A 25,504-nucleotide genomic window follows, 5' to 3' on the forward strand; every position below is an offset into this window, starting at 1 on the left:
GGGCCGGCGCCCTTCGCGCTTCAGGAAACGGCGGGAAAGTGCACCGATACGGTGGTGCCGCCGCCGGGCGTCTCACTGATGGCCAGCTCTCCCCCGTGCGACTGGGCGATCCGCCGGCACGTGGCCAGGCCAAGACCGGTCCCGGGGCCGTCACCGGGACGGTTCAAGCGGACCAGTGGCTGCAGGGCCCGCTCCCGGTCGGCCGGCAGGATGCCCTTGCCGTTGTCCGCCACGTGCACGGTGACCCCGCGGGGGCAGGTGCCGGCAGTCACCGCGACCTCAAGGGCCCGTTGCGGGCTGCGGTAGTTCATGGCGTTGGCCAGCAGGTTCTGGACCAGGGTGCGCAGCTGCGCACGATCGGCAAACAGCTCTGCGTCTTCACACAGGATTCCGCTGCCCAGCCCAAGGTCCACGCCAAGATCCTGGGCAGCCTCCGCCGTCACCGCCAGCAGGGACACCCGCTCCCGGTTCAGCGAGCCGTCCGTGCGGGAGTAATCCAGCACGTCATCAAGGGTTCCGAGCATGCGCCGTCCGCCACTGGCGATCAGCCCCAGGTATTCCATGGATGGATGGTCCGGTGCGACGCCGGGATCATCTTCCGCGAGCTCCACGTATCCCAGGATGGTGGTAAGGGGTGTCCGCAGGTCATGGCTGACGCGTCCCGCGAACTCCGCCAGCATGGCGTTGCTGCGCCGGAGCTCAGCCAGGGCGTCGTTCAACTGGAGGGTGCGGTGCTGCAGCTCGAAGAGCTCAACTGCCTGCTGCGCCAGCACCTCCAGCAGGTCTATCTGATCCGGCGTGGGAAGCGCAGCCTGCGTGGAAAACACGCACAGGGAGCCCAGCACCAGCCCGGTTGAGGTTCTCAGCGGCACCGACGCATAGAAGCGGACATCGGCAATTTCCCCCGTGACGAACGGGTTGGCCGCGAAGCGCGGGTCCTGGGATGCGTCACGTACCACGGTGGTGCCGGGGCCCATGAACACCGTGGCGCACATGGAATCCTCGCGCGAGCAGATGCCGGGGTCTATTCCAGAGGCAGCAACCTGCAGCTGCTGGCTGGACGTGATGATGTTGACCACGCCGTACGGGACTCCGCACAACGATGCGGCGAGGCGCACCAGGTTATTGAGGGCACGCTGGGCCCGGTCATCGACCAGCGCCGGTATGGTCCCGGGGCTCGCGGGCACCAGCCCGTACTCCCGCAGGTCAACGTCCCGCCCGGCATCCTGTTCGGTCAGCATTTGCATAGCCGCCCCGTCCATATTCATTTGATATTCCACTATTGGTTGACACGGCCTGCGGCCCCTCCGCGATAATACCGGCTGCGCGGAAGAGCTGTTGTACTCTCTTGACACCAGTCGTTGACTGCCCTTAGATATTACGTATGCTGAAATAACAGTTCCATGATGCGGAAGCTTGGCTGCGGTGTCACCGCTGCCGGGTGCCGGGAAGTCCGGCCTCCGCATAGCCGTCACCATGGATGCCAGCATTCGTACCGAGGAACCAGCCAGCATGAAGCTTGCCGAATTCAACACCGCGGACCCGGCCGCCGCCGCGGACACCCTCCGGCCCTGTATCGACATCACCAGATGGGTGGATATCGTCGCTGCCGCCCGGCCCTTCGCCAGCAAGGAAGCCCTGTTGGCCTTCGCGTCGGAAGCGGCCAACCCGTTCACCTCCGCCGAGGTGGAATCAGCGATGGCGCACCATCCGCGGATTGGGGAACGCCCGACGGCGGGCACCACCGAGGCATCCATGTCCCGTTCCGAGCAGGCCGGCGTGGACCCCGCCGATGCCGCGGCCGCGGAGGCCCTGGCCAAGGGCAACCGGGACTACGAGGAAAAGTTCGGCCGGGTCTTCCTGATCCGCGCTGCCGGTCGCACAGCCCCGGAAATCCTGCAGTCCCTCAACCAACGCCTCACCAACACCGCCTCCCAGGAGGACACCATCGTGGCCCAGCAGCTGCGCGAAATCGCCGTCCTGCGGCTGGAAGGACTGATCACCGAATGAGCGTCTCCCACGTCACCACCCACATCCTCGACACCGGCGCCGGACGCCCGGCGGCCGGAGTCGCCGTCGTCCTTTCCCAGAACGACGGCGGCACCTGGCGCCGGCTGGCAGCATCCAGCACCGATGCGGACGGCAGGGCGAAAGACCTGGGCCCCGAGCAGCTGGAACCCGGCCACTACAAACTCAATTTCGCCACGGGCGACTACTACGCCGGGTTGCAGACGGCCACATTCTTCCCGGAAGTGGATCTGGTCTTCGAAGTTACCGGGCCCGAGCACTACCACGTGCCGCTGCTCCTGAGCCCGTTCGCCTACTCCACCTACCGGGGCAGTTAGGGCGGGCGGCGGCGTCAAGCGGATTAACGCAATGTCGGCCCCGTCACAGATCCCGTCATAGGATCAGGAAGGAGACTAACCGAGGGGCCGCTTTGCAGCCTTGTGGCGGGCAGTGAGCCGCAGAAACTACGTGAGAGTGGATCATGGCTTCGAACAATGACCTTGAATCCGACGCCGACACCGAGGGCACCCAGCACGGCGGAGTCCAATCCGTGGAACGGGCACTGACCGTCCTGGAGATCCTGGCCCGGGAAGGCCATGCCGGCGTGAGCGAAATCGCCGAAGAAATGGGGATCCATAAGTCCACCGTCTCCCGGCTGATGGGATCCCTGGTGAGCCGCGAGATGGTCCACCAGAACAGCGACCGCGGCAAATACCAGCTGGGGTTCGGCATCCTGCGCCTCGCCAGCTCCATACCCGGCCGGCTGAGCCTGGTCCAGGAAGCCCGGCCCGTGCTGGAGAGCCTGGCCCTGGAATTCAAGGAAACCGTCAACCTGGCCGTCCTGCGTTCCAACTACGCCGTCAACGTGGACCAGGCCATGGGCCCGTCAACGCTCGCCACGTACGACTGGGTGGGCAGCCTGACACCCCTGCACGCAACGTCCAGCGGGAAGATCCTGCTGGCCGCCCTGAGCGCGGACGAGCGCGACCGGATCCTGAAGGAAACTGGCCTGTCGGCGCGGACTCCGCGGACCATCACCAGCAGGAAAGAGCTGGAAACCCAGCTACTCGACGTCGCCCGGAACGGCTACGCGGTGGTAAATGAGGAGTTCGAGATCGGCCTGACGGCTGCCGCCGTTCCGGTCTTCAACCACCTGGGCGTCGTCGTCGGGGCCGTGAGCATCTCGGGACCGGCCTTCCGCTTCATTCCCGAGGAGACGCCCGGCCTCATAGATGCCCTCAAGCAGGCGGGACTGCAGATCAGCGCAAAGATGGGTTACACCGGCGGCCGCTGAACCACTTCGAGACGGGCTGCGGTTCTTCGCGTGACAGCGGAGGGCCGCAGCCCTGCGGTGTTTAACAAGCAACAAAGGACGAAGCCCTTGACATCTCCTGTGCGCTCCGTCACGGTGTTGCATATGGTGATGCGTGTTGCTCATGGCGAGCGGGCGCGTTTATCCCCACGACAGCCAGCTCCCGCCCACGCCACCCAGGAGAACTACAGACCATGAGCGCATCACCACGCGTTGTCATCATCGGAGCCGGCATCGTCGGCACCAACCTTGCCGACGAACTCGCCGGCCGCGGCTGGACCAACATCACCGTCGTCGAGCAGGGCCCGCTGGAACTGGCAGGCGGGTCAACCTCGCACGCACCGGGCCTGGTGTTCCAGACCAATCCGTCCAAGACCATGACGGAGTTCGCCACCTACACCGTGAACAAGCTGCTCTCGCTCAGCGCCGACGGCGTCTCCTGTTTCAACCAGGTGGGCGGGCTCGAGCTGGCCACCACCGAGGCGCGGCTCGAGGACCTGAAGCGCAAGCTTGGCTACGCCACCTCCTGGGGCGTCGACGGCCGGCTGATCGACGCGGACGAATGCGAAAAGCACTGGCCGCTGCTGAACAGCGGAGCCCTGGCCGACGGGCGGCGGGTCCTGGGCGGCCTGTATGTCCCCTCGGACGGCCTGGCGTCCGCAGCCCGCGCCGTCCAGCTCCTCATCGCCAAAGCCCGCGCGGCAGGCGTGACCTTCCTCGGCTCCACACCGGTCACGGGCATCGAGCAGTCGGGCGGCAAGGTCACCGGTGTTGAAACCCCCGACGGCGTGATCCCGGCTGACATCGTGGTGTCCTGCGCCGGGTTCTGGGGCCGCGAGCTCGGCAAGATGGTGGGCATGCAGGTGCCGCTCCTTCCCCTGGCGCACCAGTACGTCAAGACCACTCCGCTCGAGGGGCTGCGGGACGTCAATGAGCTTCCGAACGGCGCCAGCAAGCCGATCCTCCGCTACCAGGACCGTGACCTGTACTTCCGTGAGCACGGCAACCGGATCGGCATCGGCAGCTACGCGCACAAGCCCATGCCCGTGGACATGGAACGGCTGCCGCGCGTCGGTGCCGGTGAGATGTCGGACCACAACATGCCCTCCCGCCTGGACTTCACCCTGGAAGACTTCGCCCCCGCCTGGGAGGACTGCCAGGACCTGCTGCCGGCCCTGCACGCGACGCAGATCAACGACGGTTTCAACGGCATCTTCTCCTTCACCCCGGACGGCGGCCCGCTCATGGGCGAATCGCCCGACGTCGAAGGGTTCTTCGTGGCGGAGGCCGTGTGGGTCACCCACTCCGCCGGCGTGGCCAAGGCGATGGCCGAGATGCTGGTGGAAGGCGAGTCCCGCACCGACCTGCACGGCTGTGAAATTTCCCGCTTCGAGAAGGTGCAGACCTCCGACGCCTATGTCAGCGAAACATCCCAGCAGAACTTCGTGGAAATCTACGACATCCTGCACCCGCTCCAGCCCCGGGAAGCCCCGCGGGACGTGCGCGTGAGCCCCTTCAACGTCCGGCAGAAGGAACTGGGGGCGTTCTTCCTGGAGTCCGCAGCCTGGGAACGGCCGCACTGGTTCGAGGCCAACCGCGGCCTGCTGGAGGAGCTGCCCGCCGAATGGCAGGCCCCGGAACGGGATGAGTGGTCCGGGATGTTCCACTCCCCTATCTCCGCAGCCGAAGCGTGGAAGACGCGTACCGCCGTCGCGCTCTACGACATGACGCCCCTCAAGCGGCTCGCCGTCACCGGCCCCGGAGCCCTGGACCTGCTCCAGCGCCTCAGCACCGGCAACATCGCCAAGAAGCCCGGAGCAGTCACCTACTGCCTGCTGCTGGCGGACGACGGCGGCATCCGCAGTGACGTGACCGTCGCCCGGCTTGGCGAGCAGGACTTCCAGCTGGGCGTGAACAGCAACGTGGACTTCGACTACCTGCGCGTGGAGGCCCGGAAGCAGTCCGCCGGGGACCCGTCGCGGTGGGTGCATGTCACGGACATCACCGGCAGCACCTGCTGCATCGGCCTGTGGGGACCGCTGGCGCGTGAAGTAATGGCCAAGGTCAGCACCGACGACCTCAGCAACGACGGCCTGAAGTACTTCCGCACCAAGGAAATCAACATCGGCGGCATTCCCGTCACGGCAATGCGGCTCTCCTACGTGGGCGAGCTCGGCTGGGAGCTGTACACCACCGCCGAATACGGCCTGAGGCTGTGGGACCTGCTCTTCGAAGCGGGCAAGGAGCACGGCATCATCGCCGCCGGCCGCGGCGCCTTCAACAGCATGCGGCTGGAAAAGGGCTACCGGCTCTGGGGCACGGACATGACCACGGAGCACCACCCCTACCAGTCCGGCCTGGGCTTCTCCGTGGCCAAGGACAAGGTTGGGTACGTGGGCTGCGAAGCGCTGGCCAGCCGCAAGTCGCAGCCGGCCGCGAAGACACTGCGCTGCCTCACGGTCGACGACGGCACCTCGGTGGTGCTGGGCAAGGAACCTGTCTACGTCAACGGCGAAGCCTCGGGCTACGTCACCAGCGCCGCCTACGGCTTCTCCATCGGCAAGCCGATCGCCTACGCCTGGCTGCCGTCCGCCGTTGACGTCGGGGACGCCGTGGAGATCGAATACTTCGGCCGGCGGGTGGCCGCCACCGTCACCGCCGAACCGCTGTTCGACCCGGGCATGGAGCGCCTGCGCGGCTAAGCCCCGGCGCGGTCTAGCAATGGCTGCACCGTACTCCCCGCCTTTGAGTGCAGAACGACGCCGACACACCGGTCATTCCGGTGTGTCGGCGTCGTTTCCGGTTAAGAGATGGGGAATTTCAGCAGCAGGTCAGACGGCGACGGCGGCCTTCCGCACTAGCCGGAAGGCCGCCGTCGCTGTTTGTGGCGGGTAGCTGCGGGTTATCCGGCCGTGGCCGGCTCCAGGGCCCCGACAGCATCCTCCGCTGCTGCTTCGGTGTGTGGTTCGAAGCGGACGAACATGGCCTTGAAGCCGGGGGTGTTGGATTCCCGGGCGACGTTTTCCTTGTGGACCAGGGCGTTGGCTTCCGGGAAGTACGCGGCGGCGCAGCCCTTCGCGGTGGGGTAGGCCACGAGCCGGAACTTCTCCGCGCGGCGGTCAACGCCGCCGAAGGTGCTGACGACGTCCACGAGGTCGCGGTCGTTGTAGCCCTGTTCTGCGAGGTCTTCGGGGTGGATGAGGATCACCCGGCGGCCGCCGGAGATGCCGCGGTAGCGGTCGTCCAGGCCGTAGTAGGTGGTGTTGTACTGGTCGTGGCTGCGGATGGTCTGCAGCACCAGGTGCCCGGCCGGCGGGGTGAGGTATTCCAGCGGGCTCACGGTGAACCGGCCGCGGCCGATGTCCGTGGCGAACGAGCGGGTGTCCCGGGGCGGGTTGGGCAGCACGAAACCGTTTTTGGTCCGGACCCGGGCGTTGAAGTCCTCGAACCCGGGAAGGACCCGTTCGATGTGGTCCCGGATCACGTCGTAGTCCTCGGCCATGGCCTTCCAGTCCACGGAGTGGTCCGGGCCAAAGGTGGCCTCAGCCATCCGGGCTACGATCACCGGCTCGGCGAGCAGGTGCTCCGAGACCGGCGTCAGCCGGCCCTGCGTGGAGTGGACCACGGACATGGAGTCCTCCACGGACAGGAACTGCGCGCCCTTGGGGTGCTTGTCGTCCTTGTCGGTCCGGCCCAGGGTGGGCAGGATCAGCGAGGTGCGGCCGTGGACGATGTGGGAGCGGTTGGGCTTTGTGGAGATGTGCACGGTCAGCCCGATCCGCTGCATCCCTGCCTCCAGCATTTCGGTGTCCGAGCAGGCCAGGGAGAAGTTGCCGCCCATCGAGACGAACACGTCCACCTCGTTGCGTTCGAACGCCTCCATGGACTCCACGGCGTCGTAGCCGTGGTGCCGCGGGGAGGTAATGCCGAACTCGGTGTCGAGCGCTGTGAGGAGCCATTCCTTGGGTTTTTCCCAGATGCCCATGGTGCGGTCGCCCTGGACGTTGGAGTGGCCGCGCACGGGGCAGGCGCCGGCGCCGGGTTTGCCGAAGTTGCCCTGCAGCAGCAGGACGTTGACCATTTCCTTGATGGTGTCCACCGAGTGCGGCTGCTGCGTCACGCCCAGCGCCCAGCAGAAGATGGTGGCCTTGGACTTGATGAGCATCCCGGCGACGGTCTCGATCTGTTCCCGGGACAGGCCGGTGGCCTGCTCGGTCTCGGCCCAGTCCAGCTCCTTGCGGGCGTCGCGGTAGGCGTCGAACCCGTCGGTCTGGGCGGCGATGAAGGAATGGTCCACGACGGTCCCGGGGTTCCGTTCCTCCTCGGCCAACAGCAGGTGGCCCAGCGCCTGGAACAGGGCCAGGTCACCGCCGACCTTGATCTGCAGGTACTCGTCAGCCAGCGGAGTGCCGCCGCCCACCACACCGGAGACGGTCTGCGGGTCCTTAAAGTTGAACAGGCCCGCCTCGGGCAGCGGGTTGACCGCCACCACCTTGCCGCCCTTGTCCTTGCATTCCTTCAGCGCGGACAGCATGCGGGGGTGGTTGGTGCCGGGGTTCTGGCCCACCACGAAGATCAGCTCGGAATCGTGGATGTCCTCCAGGGACACGGTGCCCTTGCCGATGCCGATGGTCGGGTTCAATGCCGAGCCGGAGGACTCGTGGCACATGTTGGAGCAGTCCGGCAGGTTGTTGGTGCCCAGCGCCCGGGCGAACAGCTGGTACATAAAAGCGGTCTCGTTCGCGGTCCGGCCCGAGGTGTAGAACACGCAGCGGTCCGCAGTGGTAGCCCGCATGTGCTCACCGATCAGCTCGAAGGCATCGGCCCAGGAGATCGGTGAGTAGTGGGTGTCACCCTCGCGGATGACCACCGGTTCACTCAGCCGGCCCTGGTTGCCCAGCCAATACTCCGTCTTGGTGGAGAGCTCCGCGATCGAGTGCTTAGCCCAGAACTCCGCCCCCACCGTACGCAGGGTGTTTTCCTCGGCCACGGCCTTGGCGCCGTTCTCGCAGAACTCGGCGGCCTTGCGCTTCTTGTCCGACTCCGGCCACGCGCAGCCCGGGCAGTCAAAACCGCCGCGCTGGTTCAGCCGCAGCAACGACTGGGCCGTGCGGGTCACACCCGCCTGCGCCACCGCACGTTCCAGGGCGACCATCACGGCCTTCACGCCGGCCGCCTCGGTCTTGGGCTTATGGACTTCGAGGTCGTCCTCGTTGATGTCCGCAACGGGTGCGGGCTGCTTACCGAACTTCATTGTTCCAACTTCCTTACCGGCATACGTAGTTCTGGCACCAGCAAAGGCGCACCAAGGTTCCTGGCGCGCCTTTGCTGGACACTGCTGTTACTTCGATGGCTACTGGGCGACCTTCGCCAGGGTTTCCTGCTCGGCGCCGATGGTGGTGTTGTCACCGTGGCCGGTGCGGACCACCGTCTCGGCCGGCAGCACCAGCAGCCGCTCCCGGATCGAGGCCAGGATGGTCGGGTAGTCGCTGTAGGACCGGCCGGTTGCCCCGGGGCCGCCGTTGAACAGCGTGTCCCCGGTGAAGACCGTTCCTGCGCTTTCCAGGTAGAAGCAGGTGGAGCCCGGCGAGTGGCCAGGGGTGTGGATGGCCCGCAGCGTCGCGCCGCCGACTTCGAACAGGTCACCATCGTGGTGCTCCCGGTCCGGCTTCGTGTCCGGGTAGACCTGCTCCCAGAGGACCAGGTCCTCCGGGTTCAGCACGATCGGGGCGCCCACGGCGTCCGCGACTTCCCGGGCGGCGCCGATGTGGTCGTTGTGCGCGTGCGTCAGCAGGATGGCCTTGACCTTCCGGCCGCGGACCTGGTTGATGATCGCCGCGGCGTCATGCGGGGAATCGATGATCACGCATTCCTCGTCGTTGCCCACGATCCAGACGTTGTTGTCCACATCCCACGTGCCGCCGTCGAGCGAAAACGTCCCCGAGGTGACCAGGTTCTCAACTATGATGGTCATTAGATTGCACTCCTCTGCGTCAGGTCGACCACCGAGCGCAGGACCTTGCCCTTATGCATCCGTTCGAAGGCCTCCTCCACCTGATCGATGGTGATGCGCTCCGACACGAAGGCGTCCAAGTCCAGGTTGCCCTGCTTGTAATGGCTGACCAGCATGGGAAAGTCCCGGGAGGGCAGGCAGTCGCCGTACCAGGAGGACTTCAGCGACCCGCCCCGGCCAAAGACGTCCAGCAGCGGCAGCTCGAGCTGCATTTCCGGCGTTGGGACGCCCACCAGGACCACCCGGCCGGCGAGGTCGCGGGCGTAGAACGCCTGCTTGTACGTTTCGGGACGGCCGACGGCGTCAATCACCACGTCAGCCCCGTTGCCGCCCGTGAGGGCACGGATGGCCTCAACGGCGTCCTCCTGCTTGGAGTTCACTCCATGCGTGGCACCCAGGGACTTGGCCATCTCGATCTTGTTGTCATCAATGTCCACAGCGATGATCGTCGTGGCACCTGCCAGCTTGGCGCCGGCGATCGCCGCGATGCCCACACCGCCGCAGCCGATCACGGCCACGGACTCCCCACGCTTGACCTCACCGGTGTTGATCGCCGCACCAATACCGGCCATCACACCGCAACCCAGCAGGCCCACCGCGGCAGCATCGACCTCAGGGTCCACCTTGGTGCACTGCCCCGCCGCCACCAGCGTCTTCTCCGCGAAGGCGCCGATGCCCAGCGCGGGAGACAGCTCGGTGCCGTCCTCCAGCGTCATCTTCTGGGTGGCGTTGGCCGTGTTGAAGCAGTACTGCGGCTGGCCCTTGGCACACGCCCGGCACTGACCGCACACCGCACGCCAGTTCAGGATCACGCGGTCGCCCGGGGCCACCTCGGTGACATCCGGACCAACAGCACTGACCACACCGGTGGCCTCATGGCCCAGCAGATACGGGAACTCATCGCCAATGCCGCCCTGCTTGTAATGCAGGTCAGTGTGGCAGACACCGCAGGTGAGAATATCCACCAACGCCTCCCCCGGACCCGGATCCGGCACCAGGATGGTCTCCAGCGAAACCGGGGCATCCTTCTCCCGGGCGATGACGGCTTGAACTTTATGGACCATTGTTCTCGTGTTCCTTTCCTGGACCCGGGCGGATCCGGCGACTCGGCACCACGTGCCAATCTAGCTGACGCAAATGTGCCTGACGAGGCCGTCCTCCTGGTTTGCCAGCCGCAACCAATTGCGCATTACACAACTAATTGCGCATAGCGCTACAGGAAAATATGACAGTGGCCACAGCCCCTGTCAATAGATATATCAGTCCGGAGTGCTTAATCTGCTGCCCGCAGTAGGCTGGATGCCATGGCTTCTGAACAACCCCCTGCCGAGCGGCGCGAAGTAACAGTGCGCCGGGCCCCCAAATATGTGCCCTTCCTGATCCTGGGCGCATTGGTGGGGATTGTGGCCGCGGCGGTAGTGGCGTACGGCCTTCCCGGGAACGCCAGCTTCGATGCAGGCTCGGTCTTCGGCTTTTTCTTGGTGATGTTTGCCGGCTTTGGTGCCATCCTGGGCGCCGCGCTGGCCCTTATCCTGGACCGCCGCAGTATCAAGCGCCGGCAGCGGGCCGTTGTGGAGTCAGTTCCCGACTCTGAGCCGGACACCGATCCCCAGCCCTAGCTCCGGTCATAAACGGCGGGCCGGAAAAGTCATACCCCATGTCGTGAGATAATCGACCAGTGGCACGCGGCGATGGAAAACTTTCCCATGATCTTCTCCCTGGCGAAAAAGGCCCGCAGGACGCTTGTGGCGTCTTCGGAGTCTGGGCACCAGGTGAAGAAGTAGCAAAACTTACCTATTACGGGCTGTATGCACTGCAGCACCGCGGTCAGGAGTCGGCTGGTATAGCCACCAGCGACGGCAAGCGGATCAACGTCTACAAGGACATGGGACTTGTCTCCCAGGTCTTCGACGAGACCACGCTGAACACCCTGACCGGGCACCTGGCCGTCGGCCACTGCCGCTACTCCACTACCGGCGCAAGCCACTGGGCCAACGCCCAGCCCACCCTCGGTGCCACCAGCACCGGCACCGTGGCCCTGGCGCACAACGGCAACCTGACCAACACCGCCGAGCTCAACGCCATGATCCTGGAACGCAACGGCGGCAACCTCACGGGTGAAATGAAGCAGGGCAACACCTCGGACACCGCCCTGGTCACGGCCCTGCTGGAAGGCGAAGAGGGCAAGACCCTCGAGGAGACCGCCACCGAACTCCTGCCCAAGATCAAGGGCGGCTTCTGCTTTGTCTTTATGGACGAAGGCACCCTTTACGCCGCGCGGGACACCTACGGCATCCGCCCGCTGGTCCTTGGCCGGCTGGAGCGCGGCTGGGTGGTCGCCTCCGAGCAGTCCGCCCTGGCAACCGTGGGCGCCAGCTTCATCCGCGAAATCGAGCCCGGCGAGTTCATCGCCATCGACGAAGAGGGCGTGCGTTCCAAGCGCTTCGCCGAGCCGACGCCGGCCGGCTGCGTTTTCGAATACGTCTACCTTGCGCGCCCGGACGCCGCCATCGCCGGCCGCTCCGTCTACGAATCCCGTGTGGAGATGGGCCGCCAGCTGGCCCGGGAAAACACCCAGGTTGCGGACATCGTCATTCCGGTTCCGGAATCCGGCACCCCTGCCGCGGTGGGCTACGCCGAGGAATCCGGCATCCCCTTCGCCCACGGCTTCGTCAAGAACTCCTACGTGGGCCGTACCTTCATCCAGCCCTCGCAGACCCTGCGCCAGCTGGGTATCCGGCTTAAGCTCAACGCCCTCGAGTCCGTGATCCGCGGCAAGCGGGTGGTGGTGGTGGATGATTCGATCGTCCGCGGCAACACCCAGCGCGCCATCGTCCGGATGCTCCGGGAAGCCGGCGCCGCCGCCGTGCACGTCAAGATTTCCTCCCCGCCCGTCCAGTGGCCCTGCTTCTACGGCATCGACTTCGCCTCCCGGGCGGAATTGATCGCCAACGGCGCCACCATCGAGGAGATCTCGCAGGCCATCGGTGCCGATTCGCTGGCGTACATCTCCGAGGACGGCATGATCGGCGCCACCCGGCAGCCGCGCGAACGGCTCTGCACCGCCTGCTTCACCGGCAAGTACCCCATCGAACTCCCGGGTTCGGACAAGCTGGGCAAGAACCTCTTGGAGCGCACCGACCTGGGCGGCCTGAAGCCCTCTCCGTCCGCCCTTCCGGGCCAAACTGCGGCCCTTGCCGTGGACCCCGAAGTGGACCCGGCTGAAAAGTCCGGTGCCACCGGCTGCGACCCCGGACCGGACTCCGAGTTTGAAAACCTGCTGACCGAAGCCGACCTCGTGCCAGACGTACACGCCGCTGCCGGCGCTGACAAGAAAGAGTCCGTATGACTTCCGCTAGCCCCGCCAACAACTCCGGCATCACCTACGCCTCCGCCGGCGTCGATGTTGAAGCCGGCGACCGCGCCGTCGAGCTCATGAAGGGTGCCATCAAGGCAACCCACAACTCCTCGGTGATCGGCGGGGTGGGCGGTTTCGCCGGCCTCTACGACGTCTCCCGGCTGCTGACCTACAAGAAGCCGCTCCTTGCCACCTCCACCGACGGCGTGGGCACCAAGGTTGCCATCGCCCAGGCCATGGACATCCACGACACCATCGGTTTCGACCTGGTGGGCATGGTGGTGGACGACATCGTGGTGGTGGGCGCCGAACCGCTGTACATGACCGACTACATCGCCTGCGGCAAGGTGGTGCCGGAGCGCATCGCCGACATCGTCCGCGGCATCGCGGCTGCCTGCTCGGTGGCCGGCACGGCGCTGGTGGGCGGCGAAACCGCCGAGCACCCGGGCCTGCTGGGCGAGCACGAGTACGACGTCGCCGGCGCCGCCACCGGCGTCATCGAGGCGGACCACCTCCTGGGCCCGGAGCGTGTCCGCGCGGGCGACGTGGTGATCGGCATGGCCTCCTCAGGCCTGCACTCCAACGGCTACTCCCTGGTGCGCCGCGTGATCAACCACGCCGGCTGGGCACTTGACCGCCAGGTCTCCGAACTCGGCCGTACCCTGGGCGAGGAGCTCCTGGAGCCCACCCGCGTCTACGCCGCAGACTGCCTGGACCTGGCCCGCACGTTCCCGGTGACGGGCAGCGCCGCCGTTCACGGCTTCAGCCACGTCACCGGCGGCGGCCTGGCCGCCAACCTGGCCCGCGTCCTCCCCCAGGGGCTCGTGGCCACGGTGGACCGCGCCACCTGGGAACTGCCGGCCATCTTCAAGCTGGTTTCCGAGCTGGGCAACGTCCCGCTGGCGGACCTGGAGCGCACCCTCAACCTTGGCGTGGGCATGGTGGCCATCGTGTCCCCTGAAGCGGCCGACGCCGCCGTGTCCCGTCTGAACGACCGTGGCCTCCCGTCCTGGGTCATGGGCACTGTCACCGAGGATTCGGACTCAATCCTGAAGTCCGGCCCGGACTATGTCCAGGGCGCCAAGGGCGTGGACGGCGGCGCTGTCCGCCTCGTCAACGCCTACGCGTAAGCACTACTCCCGCGGGTGCTCCGCGGCTGTCCTCTGACGGGCGGCTGCGGGGCACCCGCTGCGTTTAACCCTGTACCTGGATGAGGTTCAGGATCCCGCCCTGCGGATCGCGGATGGTGGCCAACGAACCATGCCCCGGGTGGTCGTCCGGCTCCACAAGAATCCCGCCACCGGCGGCCACTGCGGACTGTACGGCTGCGGCAAGGTCGGCAACACCAAAGTAAATCTGCCAGCCGGCTTCCTCCCCCGCCTCGGCAGGGACAACCCCGGCCACCTCCTCACCCTGCACCAGCAGCGTGCTGTAGCTGCCGCCGTCGTCCTGGGGATATTCGGTGACCTCATGCCCGAAAAGCTGCTGGAGGAAGCCGACGGCGGCCTGCGGCTCGGGCGTTGACAGTTCCGCCCATGCCAGTGCACCGGGTTCGTCGTAAAGGTGGCTTCCTGCATGCGTTCCGGCCTGCCAAATGCCGGTAGTACCGCCGCCGGGAGGCCTAAGAAAAGCGAGGACGCCGGTATCGCCTACTGTTTCGGGTCCGAACTCCGCAGCCCCGCCGGCGTGGCCGGAGTCCTGCACCGTGGCTGCGGCATCGCCGCACGCGAGATAGATGTTCCATTGCGCACGGGTTCCGGCAGCCTGCTGCAGCGGGTTTTGCGGGGCGATGGCCGTGACGAGCTGCCCATTCATGAAGGCGCGGGCGAAGCTGCGGCCATCCGGCGTGGGCAGGTCCTCATACGTCCAGCCGAACACCGTCGCGTAAAAGTCCTTGGCAGCGGCAACATCGGGTGTCTGCAGGTCCGCCCAGCAGGGCTCGCCCTCTGCGTACTTGGTGCGGGCAGTCATGCGGTCAGGCTACCAGCGGGGGCAGGACTGCCCGCAATCTGGCAACAAAAAGCCCGCCGCCAGCACCTTAAAAGGTGCGGACAGCGGGCTTTCCAACTGAAGTCAGGACCCTGGATCGTGGGGATCAGGATACTGAAAAAGAAGCGCTGCACTGGTCCATCGGAAACTGCAGAAACACCTGCTGCATCCATTGGTGCCGCGGCGTCACAGGGCTGCCGCCCTCAGGCGTTGGCAGCTTGCGACAACTAGCCGATTCGACGGGTGTCTACCTCGTCGTCGTCTTCTTCCAAATCATCCGCGTACTTATCCACATAAGCCGAATAGTCCGGTTCGACCGGCTCATTCGCATAATGGCTCGTGGCACGACTGCCTGGACCCGTCAGCTCACGCTGAAGTGCCGAGTAGTCAGTGTTCGGGGAGTAGTACTTGATATCCCGAGCCTGCTTGGTAGCTTTTGCCTTTTGACGGCCGCGCCCCATGGCGTGACCCCCTTTTGTACTTGGACCGGAGGTGGTCACCTTGGCGTAGGTGAGGCCCCGGAATGTTTGGTCAATTTGTCGTACACCTAGATTACATGCTTTCCGCCTGCCCTGCTTGCCAGACGGGGCGGCCTGCCGTGGTTTGCGCTACCATTCCCCTGCTCCACCCGCGAGTTTCCAGCTTTTTTCTTCGGTAGAGTCGCTAAAACAACTGCCGAAACTGGACGGCTGACAGGCTGCCACCGCGGAAAGAACGCAGGAGGATGCACCCACGTGAACAACCAGGACGTCCCGCCGAAGCCCCCCTCGCAGCCCACTGGCGGCCTGCCGAAGGTTCCTGCCGGGAACGAGGACCCCGGCCACGGGCACAGCCCAGCCGCAGGCCCTGCCCCCGCACCCGAATCCGTCACCTGGTCCCAGCATGTGCCGGAAGCGGCGCCAAGGATGCGGGCAGGAACCAAACGCGCGCTGTGGAAGGCGTTCTTCGTCGTCGTGCTCCTGGCCGTGGTCAGCGGACTGGTGTGGCTCGCCATCTGGCTGAATTCCGGCCAGGGTTCCCAAGCGGCCGATGCCGAAACTTCCGGCGTGCTTGAGACAACTGTCACCCCGCCCGCAACACCGCTGCCCCTGCCGCGCGAAGGAGTGCCGGCCACCGAGTATGCGCTGGGGGACTGTTTCGCCGACTTCAACCCCGAAGCGCTGGCGTCCAGGGTGGTCCCGTGCGACACGGGTCATTCCGCACAGCTGGTGGCAGTCTTCCGCTATCCGGAAGCCGGAGACTACCCCGGGGCGGACGCGCTCAAGGCCAAAGCACTGGAAGCCTGCCAGGCTGCGAGGCTGGGCCCTGCAGCCGACCAATACCCGCTCAATTTCCAGCGCAGCTTCCCCAGCGATACCAGCTGGGATTCAGGGGACCGCAGGGTGGACTGCTACGTGACCGCAGACGGCGGCAACGTCATCAACGCAAGCGTGCTGCCCTAGCGGCCAGGCCGCCAGGGCAGCACACCTTTTTTGCGTTTAGTCCTTCCGGCGGACGGAGAGTCCGGAATTCGACGCGCCCGTCAGGGCGTCCACGTCACCCCGTGCCAGTTCTCCGACGTCGGCCGCCGTGTCCACGAGCACGGTGTCGCCGTCGCTGATGTCGCCGGAGAGGATGGCTTTCGCCAGCCGGTCGCCGATCTCGCGCTGGACCAGCCGGCGGAGCGGCCGGGCGCCGTAGGCGGGATCGAAGCCGGAGATGGCGAGCCAGGCCTTCGCCCCGTCGGTGACCTCCAGCGTGAGCCGGCGTTCGTGGAGGCGGCGGCCCAGTTCGCCAACGTGCAGTTCCACGATGCGTGAGAGTTCCTCCACATTGAGCGCGTCGAACAGCACTACTTCATCCAGCCGGTTCAGGAATTCCGGCTTGAAGGAGGCGTTCACCGTTGCCATCACGGCGTTCCGCTTGGCTTCGGCGTCCAGGTTCGGGTCAACCAGGAACTGGCTGCCCAGGTTGGAGGTCAGCACCAGGATGACGTTGCGGAAGTCCACGGTACGGCCCTGGCCGTCCGTGAGGCGGCCGTCGTCGAGCACCTGCAGGAGGATGTCGAAGACCTCGGGGTGGGCCTTCTCCACCTCGTCCAGCAGCACCACCGAGTACGGCCGGCGCCGGACGGCCTCGGTGAGCTGGCCGCCCTCCTCGTAGCCCACGTAGCCCGGAGGCGCACCCACGAGCCGTGCCACGGAGTGCTTCTCGCCGTATTCGGACATGTCGATCCGGACCATGGCGCGCTCGTCGTCGAACAGGAAGTCCGCCAGGGCCTTGGCCAGCTCGGTCTTGCCTACGCCGGTGGGGCCCAGGAAGAGGAAGGAACCGGTGGGCCGGTTGGGGTCGCTGATGCCTGCCCGGGCACGGCGGACGGCGTCGGACACGGCCGTGACGGCCTTGCCCTGGCCGATGAGCCGTTTCCCCAGCTCCTCCTCCATGTGGAGCAGCTTCTGGCTTTCACCCTGCAGCATGCGGCCAGCCGGGATGCCGGTCCAGGCGGAGATGACCTCGGCGATGTCGTCCGCGGTCACCTGCTCGGCCACCATCTGCGCGGACTTGTCCGTGACGGCGGCTTCGGCCTCCGCGGCGGCGTTCAGCTCCCGCTCCAGCGCCGGGATTTCACCGTAGAGCACGCGGGACGCCGTCTCCAGGTCGCCTTCACGCGCCGCTTTTTCATAGGCGCCACGCAGCTCATCCAGCTTTGCCTTGAGGTCGCCGACCCGGTTAAGGCCGGCCTTCTCAGCCTCCCAGCGGGCCTTGAGCGCGTTCAGCTCCTCTTCCTTGTCCGCCTTGTCAGCCCGCAGGGCAGCCAGTCGCTCAACGGAGGCCTCGTCCTTTTCACCCTGCAGAGCCAGCTCTTCCATGGTGAGCCGGTCCACAACGCGCTGCAGCTGGTCCACTTCCTCCGGTGCGGAGTCGATCTCCATCCGGAGCCGGGACGCGGCCTCGTCCACCAGGTCGATGGCCTTGTCCGGGAGCTGGCGGCCGGAGATGTAGCGGTTGGAGAGCGTAGCGGCCGCCACCAGGGCCGAATCGGAGATGGTGACCTTGTGGTGCGCCTCGTAGCGTTCCTTGAGTCCGCGGAGGATGCCGATGGTGTCCTCCACGCTCGGCTCGCCCACGTACACCTGCTGGAAACGGCGTTCGAGCGCCGGATCCTTCTCAATGTTCTCGCGGTATTCATCGAGCGTGGTGGCACCGATCAGGCGCAGCTCGCCGCGGGCCAGCATCGGCTTGAGCATGTTGCCCGCGTCCATGGAGGAATCGCCTGTTGCACCCGCTCCCACCACCGTGTGGATCTCATCGATGAAGGTGACAATCTGGCCTTCGGAGTTCTTGATCTCCTCCAGCACGGCCTTCAGCCGCTCCTCGAACTCGCCGCGGTACTTGGCGCCGGCCACCATGGACGCCAGGTCCAGGGCGATCAGGGTCTTGCCGCGCAGGCTTTCCGGCACGTCCCCGGCCACGATGCGCTGAGCCAGCCCCTCCACGACGGCGGTCTTGCCCACACCGGGTTCACCGATGATCACGGGGTTGTTCTTGGTGCGGCGGCTCAGGACCTGCACAATGCGCCGGATTTCAGTGTCCCGGCCGATCACCGGGTCAAGCTTTCCGGACCGCGCCATGGCGGTGAGGTCCGTGCCGAACTTCTCCAGCGACTGGAAGGTGTTCTCCGGGTCCGGGCCATCCACCTTGCGGTCACCGCGGACACCCGGAAGGGCGGCGAGCAGCGCTTCACGGGAGGCGCCGGCGTCGCGCAACACCCGGGCCGCTGCATCGTTTCCGCCCGCGAGGCCCAGCAGGAGGACCTCGGTGGAAACGAAGGTGTCGCCCAGCCGGTCCGCCTCTTCCTTGGCATTCTGGATGGCCTGCAGGGCAGGACGGGAAAGCTGTGCCTGCTGGCTGGAGCCACCGGAAGTAGCCGGCAGCGCCTTGATGGCGCTGCTCGCCTGGACACTGACGGCGTCCGGGTCGGCGCCGGTGGCGCGCAGAAGCGCGACGGCGACCCCCTCGCGCTGGTCCATCAGCGCCTTGAGCAGGTGGGCTGGTTCCACCTGGGGATTGCCTGCCGTGGAGGCGTTCATGGCCGCAGCCGAGAGCGCCTCCTGGCTCTTGGTAGTGAATTTGACGTCCAAAGAGGGCTCCTTTCAGGGGCAGTTTTTCTAAGTTGAGTCTACTACGCTCAACTTTGGATTGGGACTCTTTATTTCCGAATGCAGGCATCTGTTTTCCTACAGCGAACGTCCGCCCGGCTGTTCCCCTAACCTGCAGATGCCCCTAGGATCGGGCGTGTGACCGGGGAGGACGTTCCGCCGGCGCATTCGAGAGGGGACAATCCATGAAGAAGTTCGTTGTTCTTTACCTTGGACCCAAGGCAGCCCAGGAGCAGATGCAGGAAAGCACGCCGGAAGCGGCCCAGGAGGGCATGAAAGCCTGGATGGAGTGGGCAGCCCGCGCCGGTGAGGGCATTCTGGACATGGGCAATCCATTGGGGGCCGGCAAGGAAATTACCAGCACCGGCGCGTCTGACACCACAAACGGCGTAGCCGGCTATGCCATTGTCCAGGCAGAGGACCTTGAGTCCGCGCAGGCCCTGTTCGACGGCCACCCACACCTGATGATGCCCGGTTCCAGCATCCAGGTGTACGAATCCCTGGACCTGCCGGGAATGTAGAGCCCAACCGGTCGATCGGGAACCCCGGTGAAAGCCGTCATCTGCGGGGCCGGAATCAGTGGGCTCTCCAGCGCGGCGTTCCTGGCCCGTGGCGGCTGGGACGTGGTGGTGGTGGAGCAGTCCGAGGGTCCTCGGCCGCTGGGGTACATGATCGATTTCTTCGGCCCCGGGTGGCGTGCAGCGGCCAGTTTGGCATCGTCCCCCGGCTCCATGAGTTGGGCTACCGGGTCCGGCAGGTGGACTACGTTGACGGGAAAGGCAGGGCACGGGCCACCCTTCCCTTCTCCGCATTCGCGCAGGTTGCCGGTGGCGGGCTGGTCAGCATCCTCCGCCCGGACCTGGAACGTGCCATTCGCGAAGCAGTGCCTCCCGGCGTGGAGCTTCAGTACGGCCGCACCGTAGTGTCGGTGGGCCAGAGCCGGGAGTCCGTGGCGGTGACCCTTGACGACGGCCAGGTGCTGGAGGCCGATCTGCTCATCGGCGCTGACGGGATCCACTCCGTGACCCGTGAGCTCGCCTTCGGCCCGGAAGACGGGTTCTTTCGCTATCTCGGCTTCCAGGTGGGCGCCTACTCCTTCAGCGACCCGGAACTCGCCGCCCGCCTCGGGAACCGGTTCGCCATCACGGACACCCGGAACGAGGCGATGTTCTTCTACCTGCTCCGTGACGGCCGGATAACCGCCATGGCCGTCCACCGCACGGACAGTCCCGGGCTTCCGGAGGATCCCCGGGCACTGCTCCGGTCCAGGTACGGCGGCCTGGGGTGGATCTGCCCAGCCGCCCTGGAGCAATGCCCGCGGGACATCTACTACGACCAGGTAGCCCAGATCAGGATGCCCCGCTGGCACACGGGCCGCGTTGTCCTGGTGGGTGACTCCGCTGCAGCCGTTTCACTGCTCGCGGGCCAGGGCGCATCCCTGGGCATGGCTGCTGCCGGTGTGCTGGCCGAGGAACTGGGGCGCCACTCAACGATCAGCCGTGCCCTGGAATCCTTCGAAGCCAGGGTGCGCCCCGCGGTACTGGAGCACCAGAAGGCCGGCGCAGCTGCCGCCCAGTGGTTTGTCCCGGGAACCAGGCGAGCCGCATTCGCCCGCCGCACCGCCATCCGGCTTGCCGGCATCCCGGGCATGAAGCGGGTCATCAGCTCAGCAGTCATCGGAAAATCCGGCGCAGCACTCTAAGAATCCACAAGCGGGGGTCCCAGGGCGAGGTGTACAGCTAGGTCCCGTAGACCGACACGGCGGCGGCCTTCACCACAAAGTGCACCGTCATGCCGGGAACCAGGCCCAAGTCCGCCGACGCCGCGGGCGTGATGTCTGCGGCGAGGCCGTCCGCGCGCACCCGGATCAGGTCGCCATGGGGCTCGAGATCCGTGATGGACACCGGGAAGGAGTTGCGGGGGCTGCCGTGTGCGTCGGTGAGGAACACGGACACGGCCGACGGCGGGAAGACCGCCACGCCCGGCCGGTTGTTCCCGCCGGCATCGGCGGGTTCCTCGAGGTGGCCGGAAATCTCCCGGCCCCCGCCCGCCCGGATCCCGGTGCCCGTCATGGTTCCGGGGACAAAGTTCAGCCCGGCCAGTCCGGCAGCAAAGGAACTCCTGGGCCGTTCCAGCACCGTCCGGGTGGGGCCCGCCTCCACAATCCGTCCGCCCTCCAGGACAGCCACCCTGTCCGCAAGCATCAGGGCATCCAGGACATCGTGGGTGACGATGATGGCCTGCCGCCCGGCGAGGACGCGCTTGAGCAGGCGGCGCAGCAGCGGCGCCGAGTGGATGTCCAGCGCGGCCAGGGGCTCATCCAGCAGGAGCAAGGCAGGATCGGCCGCGAGCGCACGGGCCACCGCAACCCGCTGCGCCTGCCCGCCGGAGAGCGCGGCAGGACGGCGGTCCGCCAGGTCAGCGGCCTCTACCTCTGCAAGCCAATGCATCGCCCGGATGTCGGCCAGGTGCTTGGCGGTGCCGGCGCTTCGCGGCCCAAAGGCCACATTTTCCAGGGCATTGAGGTGCGGAAACAGCAGCGGTTCCTGCGCGAGCAGGACGGTGCCCCGATGGTGCGGAGGCACCCACGCGTGCTGTCCGGGATCCAAGTCGAAGAGCGTGCGGCCGTCGAGTTCAGCCCGGCCGCTGTCCGGTTTCAGCAACCCGGCGATGCTGGCCAGCAGCGTGGATTTGCCCGCCCCGTTGGGTCCCATCACGGCAAGGGTTTCCTCCGGCCCCACCGTCAGGGCCACGTCGAAGCCGCGCCCCGCCACGGCTGCCTGGAAGGAGAACGTCACGGAACGTTCCCTCCGGCCGGGGCAGGCGCCGTCGTCCGCTTTCCGGAAACGTGGCCAGCCGCGCGGCCCCCCGCAGGGCGCCTGTACGCAAGTGCCACCACGGCCACGGCGACGGCCACCAGGACCAGGGACAGCGCGACGGCGGCGTCCGGGTCCGTTTCCCGCTGCAGGTAGATTTCCAGCGGCAGGGTCCGGGTCACCCCCTGCAGGCTGCCGGCGAAGGTGAGCGTGGCGCCGAACTCGCCCAGGCTGCGGGCAAAGGCCAGTACCGCGCCGGACGCCAGGCCGGGCAGTATCAGCGGCAGGGTCACGCGCCGGAAAACGACCCGCGGCGGCGCACCAAGGGTCGCCGCCACCGCCTCATACCGGGACCCGCCGGTCCGCAGCGCGCCTTCCAGGCTGACGACGAGGAACGGCAGCGCCACGAAGGTCTGGGCCAGGACCACGGCGGTGGTGGAGAAGGCGATCTGCAGCCCCAGCACCTCCAGGGCCCCGCCCAGGAGTCCCTGCCGGCCGAACGTGTAGAGCAGTGCGATGCCGCCCACCACGGGCGGGAGCACCAGCGGGAGCAGCACCAGCGAACGCAGCAGTCCCTGCAGCGGGAACCTTCCCCGGGCCAGGACCATGGCCAGCGGCACGCCCAGCACGATGCACAGCGCAGTACTGGCAGCCGAGGTGCGCAGGCTTAGTCCGAGGGCGGAGAGCGCGGGTTCGGAGGTGACCAAGGGAAGGAAGTTGGCCCAGTTGACCCTGGCCACGATGGCCAGCAGCGGGAGGACAACCACCAGGGCGGCCACCACCGCCAGGACGTAGAGCCAGCCCGGGACCCCGGTGTAGGCCGCGCGCGCCTTTACCCCTCTCACAGCTTGCCCGGTTGCTGCCGGAGCACCACTGCGCCTGTCATTGCGTGGCCGGCCCGAAGCCGGCCTGCGCCAGCACCTGCCGGCCTTCAGGGCTGGCCACCAGGTCCAGGAACACGCCGGCGGCGGTGGTGTTCCTGCTCCCGGCCAGCACTGCGATGGGATAGGTGTTGACTGCCCCGGCCGCTTCCGGGAACGGCACGCTTTCCACCCTGTCCCCGGCGGACCGCACATCCGTGACGTAGACCAGCCCGGCGTCGGCTTCTCCGGAGATGACTTTGCCCAGGACGTCGGTGACAGAATTCTCCTCGCTGACCGGGTTGAGCCTGGTTCCGTGCTGTTCCGAGAGAGCGGCGGCGGCCGCACCGCACGGCACCTGCCGGGCACAGGTTACCAGCCGTGTTCCTGCCCTTGCGAGGTCGGCGAAGGAGTTGATGCCTGCAGGGTTACCCGGCGGGACCGCGATGGCCAGGGTGTTGGTGGCGAAGGTCCGGGGTTCCCCCTGCAGCAGTCCGGCATCACCAAGCTTGTCCATGTTCCGGGTGTCGGCCGAGGCAAAGACATCCGCCGGAGCGCCCTGGCTGATCTGGGTTGCCAGGTCCGACGACCCGGCGAAACTGACAGTGACGTCCGTTCCCGGGTGCTGCGCCTCGAACATTTCGGCCAGCTCACTGAAGCTGGACGTGAGGGAGCCCGCCGCGTAGACCGTGAGCGTCCCTTCCCCTGTGTCATCCCCGGGGGAAGCGCTGCCGGCGCAACCGGCGAGGCCCAGCGTGAGGGCCGCCGCTGCCAGCACTGCGTAAATTCTCCCTCTCACGGGGCACCCTTTCCCTGCGGGGTTTCGATGATGACGGTGGTGGCTTTGACCACCGCAGTGGCCACCGACCCGAGCTCCAGCCCCATGTCCCGGACAGCCTCGCTGCTCATCAGGGACACCACCCGGAACGGCCCGCACTGCAGCTCCACCTGCGCCATCACCGTGTCCGCCGTGATGCCGGTGACCAGCCCGGTAAACCTGTTGCGGGCGGAACTGCCCGTCCGGTGCGGATCGTCAGGAAGCTGCGCCAGTTTTTGGGCATGCCGGGCGAGTTCGAGGCCGTCGACGGCGAGCCGGCCGGAATCGTCCCGGAGCGGAGTCAGGGAGCCGTTGTCCGTCCAGCGGCGCACCGTATCGTCACTGACGCCGAGCAGGCGGGCCGCTTCTGCGACGCGGAGGATGGTCATTTCCCCACTATAGGCCGCAGATGCGGACGTTTCTCCGGCTTTGATCCGCTTTTTCGATTATGACCGGCCCCCGGTCCGCCGTCGGGGCAGCACACTAGACTTCCTCCATGTCCATCTTCATCGACCCGCCACTGTGGCCTGCGCACGGAACGCATTTCTCCCACCTGGTTTCGGACACATCCCTGGCGGAGCTTCATGCCTTCGCCGCGGAGGCGGGCATCCCGGAGCGGGCCTTCGATGGAGACCACTACGACGTCCCGGAGCGCCGTTTCGAGGACCTGGTGGCGGCCGGAGCGGTTCCGGTGGAAGCCCGCATCCTGGTCCGCAAGCTGATTGACAGCGGCCTGCGCATTCCCGCCCGGCAGCGGAACAAGTCACTCAAGGTGCCGCTGCAGCTGCGCTGGGACGCCATCATGCCCGGCCATGACGCCCTGTTCCTCGACCTGCTGGACCGCTGGAGCGAACCACACCGCCGGTATCACGGCTGCACGCACCTGCTCTCGGTGCTGGAGTCCCTGGACCTGCTGACCGATCCTGCCGACCCGCCGCGCACCGTGCTCTTGGCAGCCTGGTTCCACGACGCCGTTTACCGCGGCATCGCCGGGGAGGATGAGGAGGAGTCCGCCCGGTTGGCCGAGGACCGGCTTAGCGCCGCAGGCCTGCCGGACGCCGAGGTGGCTGAGGTGGCCAGGCTGGTCCGGCTGACAAGCGACCACCGCCCCGGGGAAGAGGACGACGACGGCGCCCTCCTGTGCGACGCCGACCTGTCCGTCCTGGGCGGGGAACCGGACGATTATGCCCGCTACGTCGCGGCCGTCCGGCAGGATTTTGCGCACATTGGCGACGCCGACTTCGCGGCGGGACGTGCCGCCGTCGTACGCCATCTGCTGGAACTCGACCCGCTCTTCCACACCGAGCGGGCGCAGGAGCTGTGGCTGGCTGCCGCGCACCGGAACCTGAAGGGTGAACTGACATGAACGCGCCGCATTCGAACGCGCTGCACGTATATTCCGCAAGTGCGGCGCACCGGCAGCTCCCCTATACGGTGCGGCTGGAGTGGGGCCTCGACGGCGCCAGGACCGTAACGTCCGGCGTGGACCTTGCGGTGGTGGTGGACGTCCTGTCCTTCGGCACGTGCGTCAGCGTTGCCCTGGACCGCGGCGCCACGGTGTTTCCCTATCCCTGGAAGGACACCAGCGCGGAGGACTTCGCAGCCCACCATCACGCCCAGCTGGCAGGTCCCCGCGACGGCGGCGGGCTCAGCCTGTCCCCGGCAAGCCTCCGTGCGGCTGGTTCGCTGGAGCGGGTGGTCCTGCCCTCCCCCAATGGCTCCTCCCTGTGCTACATGCTGGCCGCCGAGGTCCCGCTGGTAGCAGCAGTGTGCCTCCGCAACGCCGCAGCCACCGCGGACTGGGTGGCGGCCAACCTTCCGGAGGATGCGGTGATCGCCGTGGTGGCCGCAGGTGAACGGTGGCCGGACGGCACCCTCCGTCCCGCCGTGGAGGACCAGATCGGGGCGGGCGCTTTCATCGCCGGGCTGGTGGCCGCCGGCAAGGGCGGTTACGAGGCCGAGGACGGCAGGCACGGCTATTCACCGGAGGCGGTGGCAGCGGCGGCCGTGTTCGAGGCCGCGGAGCCGCGGCTCCGCGAGATGCTGCACGGGTGCGCCAGCGGGCGGGAGCTGCTGGGCGCGGGCTACGGGGACGACGTGGACATCGCCGCCGAACTGGACGACAGCGACTCCGTGGCCATACTGGCGGAGGGAGCGTTCAGCAGCAGCGCGGGCATCCGGCCACGCGGCTGA

At 66.9% G+C, this 25,504-nt stretch carries 23 protein-coding genes and 1 pseudogene; 13 read left to right on the forward strand and 11 right to left on the reverse strand.

All coding sequences use genetic code 11. The annotated features are described in order from the left end of the window. Positions 1-20: 20 nt before the first annotated feature. A complete protein-coding gene (locus ACZ9BC_RS10050; RefSeq protein ID WP_476245809.1) occupies positions 21-1,247 on the reverse strand; it encodes a GAF domain-containing sensor histidine kinase in 1,227 nt (408 codons plus the stop codon). A gap of 265 nt (positions 1,248-1,512) precedes the next feature. On the opposite strand from ACZ9BC_RS10050, the gene uraD reads away from it, so the two are divergent. From uraD to ACZ9BC_RS10070, 4 genes are all read left to right on the forward strand, one after another. Then, positions 1,513-2,010 carry a 2-oxo-4-hydroxy-4-carboxy-5-ureidoimidazoline decarboxylase gene (gene uraD / locus ACZ9BC_RS10055; protein WP_476245989.1) on the forward strand — a complete coding sequence of 166 codons (498 nt, stop codon included), beginning with the start codon at positions 1,513-1,515 and terminating at the stop codon, positions 2,008-2,010. Further along, a complete protein-coding gene (uraH, locus tag ACZ9BC_RS10060) occupies positions 2,007-2,345 on the forward strand; it encodes a hydroxyisourate hydrolase (RefSeq protein WP_476245810.1) in 339 nt (112 codons plus the stop codon). The genes uraD and uraH overlap by 4 nt, the downstream gene beginning before the upstream one ends. Positions 2,346-2,488: 143 nt before the next feature. Continuing rightward, positions 2,489-3,301 carry an IclR family transcriptional regulator gene (locus tag ACZ9BC_RS10065; RefSeq protein WP_115523669.1) on the forward strand — a complete coding sequence of 271 codons (813 nt, stop codon included), beginning with the start codon at positions 2,489-2,491 and terminating at the stop codon, positions 3,299-3,301. A 212-nt stretch (positions 3,302-3,513) separates the two neighbouring features. Beyond that, a complete protein-coding gene (locus ACZ9BC_RS10070; protein WP_476245811.1) occupies positions 3,514-6,021 on the forward strand; it encodes a GcvT family protein in 2,508 nt (835 codons plus the stop codon). A gap of 200 nt (positions 6,022-6,221) precedes the next feature. On the opposite strand, the gene ACZ9BC_RS10075 is transcribed toward ACZ9BC_RS10070, so the two are convergent. The 3 genes from ACZ9BC_RS10075 to ACZ9BC_RS10085 all read right to left on the reverse strand — a co-directional run bounded on the left by ACZ9BC_RS10075 (position 6,222) and on the right by ACZ9BC_RS10085 (position 10,396). Further along, positions 6,222-8,573, reverse strand: a complete 2,352-nt coding sequence (locus tag ACZ9BC_RS10075; protein ID WP_476245812.1) for an FdhF/YdeP family oxidoreductase — start codon at positions 8,571-8,573, stop codon at positions 6,222-6,224. A 99-nt stretch (positions 8,574-8,672) separates the two neighbouring features. Further along, positions 8,673-9,293, reverse strand: coding sequence for an MBL fold metallo-hydrolase (locus ACZ9BC_RS10080; protein ID WP_476245813.1), 621 nt, complete (start codon positions 9,291-9,293; stop codon positions 8,673-8,675). Continuing rightward, the gene (locus tag ACZ9BC_RS10085; protein WP_476245814.1) at positions 9,293-10,396 is read right to left on the reverse strand and encodes an S-(hydroxymethyl)mycothiol dehydrogenase; all 1,104 of its coding nucleotides are present in this window, start codon (positions 10,394-10,396) and stop codon (positions 9,293-9,295) included. Before ACZ9BC_RS10085 ends, ACZ9BC_RS10080 begins: the two co-directional genes overlap by 1 nt. A 240-nt stretch (positions 10,397-10,636) precedes the next feature. Here ACZ9BC_RS10085 and ACZ9BC_RS10090 point away from each other — a divergent pair, with 240 nt between their 5' ends. The 3 genes from ACZ9BC_RS10090 to purM are packed head-to-tail and all read left to right on the forward strand — an operon-like array spanning position 10,637 to position 13,820. Next, the gene (locus tag ACZ9BC_RS10090; protein WP_115523663.1) at positions 10,637-10,951 is read left to right on the forward strand and encodes a hypothetical protein; all 315 of its coding nucleotides are present in this window, start codon (positions 10,637-10,639) and stop codon (positions 10,949-10,951) included. A gap of 59 nt (positions 10,952-11,010) precedes the next feature. Further along, the gene (gene purF, locus ACZ9BC_RS10095; RefSeq protein WP_079595245.1) at positions 11,011-12,681 is read left to right on the forward strand and encodes an amidophosphoribosyltransferase; all 1,671 of its coding nucleotides are present in this window, start codon (positions 11,011-11,013) and stop codon (positions 12,679-12,681) included. Further along, positions 12,678-13,820, forward strand: a complete 1,143-nt coding sequence (gene purM, locus ACZ9BC_RS10100) for a phosphoribosylformylglycinamidine cyclo-ligase (protein ID WP_476245815.1) — start codon at positions 12,678-12,680, stop codon at positions 13,818-13,820. Before purF ends, purM begins: the two co-directional genes overlap by 4 nt. 64 nt (positions 13,821-13,884) lie before the next feature. Here the strand turns inward: purM and ACZ9BC_RS10105 are convergent, their stop codons facing one another. Beyond that, positions 13,885-14,661 carry a VOC family protein gene (locus ACZ9BC_RS10105; protein WP_476245816.1) on the reverse strand — a complete coding sequence of 259 codons (777 nt, stop codon included), beginning with the start codon at positions 14,659-14,661 and terminating at the stop codon, positions 13,885-13,887. A gap of 245 nt (positions 14,662-14,906) precedes the next feature. Continuing rightward, complete coding sequence (locus ACZ9BC_RS10110) at positions 14,907-15,140, reverse strand: DUF3073 domain-containing protein (protein ID WP_050053419.1); 234 nt, start codon at positions 15,138-15,140, stop codon at positions 14,907-14,909. A 273-nt stretch (positions 15,141-15,413) separates the two neighbouring features. On the opposite strand from ACZ9BC_RS10110, the gene ACZ9BC_RS10115 reads away from it, so the two are divergent. Next, entirely contained in the window at positions 15,414-16,121 is a 708-nt protein-coding gene (locus ACZ9BC_RS10115) for a septum formation family protein (RefSeq protein ID WP_476245817.1), read from the forward strand. Between the two features lie 36 nt (positions 16,122-16,157). Here the strand turns inward: ACZ9BC_RS10115 and clpB are convergent, their stop codons facing one another. Continuing rightward, positions 16,158-18,800, reverse strand: coding sequence for an ATP-dependent chaperone ClpB (gene clpB / locus ACZ9BC_RS10120; protein WP_476245818.1), 2,643 nt, complete (start codon positions 18,798-18,800; stop codon positions 16,158-16,160). A 203-nt stretch (positions 18,801-19,003) separates the two neighbouring features. Between clpB and ACZ9BC_RS10125 the strand changes: the two genes are divergently transcribed. The 3 genes and pseudogenes from ACZ9BC_RS10125 to ACZ9BC_RS10135 all read left to right on the forward strand — a co-directional run bounded on the left by ACZ9BC_RS10125 (position 19,004) and on the right by ACZ9BC_RS10135 (position 20,520). Beyond that, positions 19,004-19,339, forward strand: coding sequence for a YciI family protein (locus ACZ9BC_RS10125; protein ID WP_115523658.1), 336 nt, complete (start codon positions 19,004-19,006; stop codon positions 19,337-19,339). Positions 19,340-19,366: 27 nt separating this feature from the next. Continuing rightward, positions 19,367-19,429, forward strand: a pseudogene (locus tag ACZ9BC_RS10130) (hypothetical protein); the annotation flags it as partial. 80 nt (positions 19,430-19,509) lie between these two features. Next, complete coding sequence (locus ACZ9BC_RS10135) at positions 19,510-20,520, forward strand: FAD-dependent monooxygenase (RefSeq protein WP_476245819.1); 1,011 nt, start codon at positions 19,510-19,512, stop codon at positions 20,518-20,520. Positions 20,521-20,557: 37 nt separating this feature from the next. Here the strand turns inward: ACZ9BC_RS10135 and ACZ9BC_RS10140 are convergent, their stop codons facing one another. From ACZ9BC_RS10140 to ACZ9BC_RS10155, 4 genes are read right to left on the reverse strand one after another with little or no spacing between them, the layout of a single operon-like run. Then, positions 20,558-21,616 (reverse strand): sulfate/molybdate ABC transporter ATP-binding protein, encoded by a 1,059-nt coding sequence (locus tag ACZ9BC_RS10140; protein ID WP_476245820.1) that lies wholly within the window; start codon positions 21,614-21,616, stop codon positions 20,558-20,560. Then, positions 21,613-22,479 (reverse strand): ABC transporter permease, encoded by an 867-nt coding sequence (locus tag ACZ9BC_RS10145; RefSeq protein ID WP_476245821.1) that lies wholly within the window; start codon positions 22,477-22,479, stop codon positions 21,613-21,615. Before ACZ9BC_RS10145 ends, ACZ9BC_RS10140 begins: the two co-directional genes overlap by 4 nt. Before the next feature lie 37 nt (positions 22,480-22,516). Then, positions 22,517-23,293, reverse strand: a complete 777-nt coding sequence (gene modA, locus ACZ9BC_RS10150) for a molybdate ABC transporter substrate-binding protein (RefSeq protein ID WP_476245822.1) — start codon at positions 23,291-23,293, stop codon at positions 22,517-22,519. After that, entirely contained in the window at positions 23,290-23,700 is a 411-nt protein-coding gene (locus tag ACZ9BC_RS10155; protein ID WP_476245823.1) for a TOBE domain-containing protein, read from the reverse strand. Before ACZ9BC_RS10155 ends, modA begins: the two co-directional genes overlap by 4 nt. Positions 23,701-23,807: 107 nt before the next feature. Between ACZ9BC_RS10155 and ACZ9BC_RS10160 the strand changes: the two genes are divergently transcribed. Together ACZ9BC_RS10160 and ACZ9BC_RS10165 are read left to right on the forward strand one after the other, a co-directional pair. Beyond that, positions 23,808-24,677, forward strand: coding sequence for a DUF4031 domain-containing protein (locus tag ACZ9BC_RS10160; protein ID WP_476245824.1), 870 nt, complete (start codon positions 23,808-23,810; stop codon positions 24,675-24,677). Then, on the forward strand, positions 24,674-25,504 hold the full coding sequence (locus ACZ9BC_RS10165; protein ID WP_476245825.1) for a 2-phosphosulfolactate phosphatase: 831 nt from the start codon (positions 24,674-24,676) through the stop codon (positions 25,502-25,504). Before ACZ9BC_RS10160 ends, ACZ9BC_RS10165 begins: the two co-directional genes overlap by 4 nt.

The sequence above is a fragment of the Pseudarthrobacter sp. TE3704 genome (assembly GCF_056279405.1).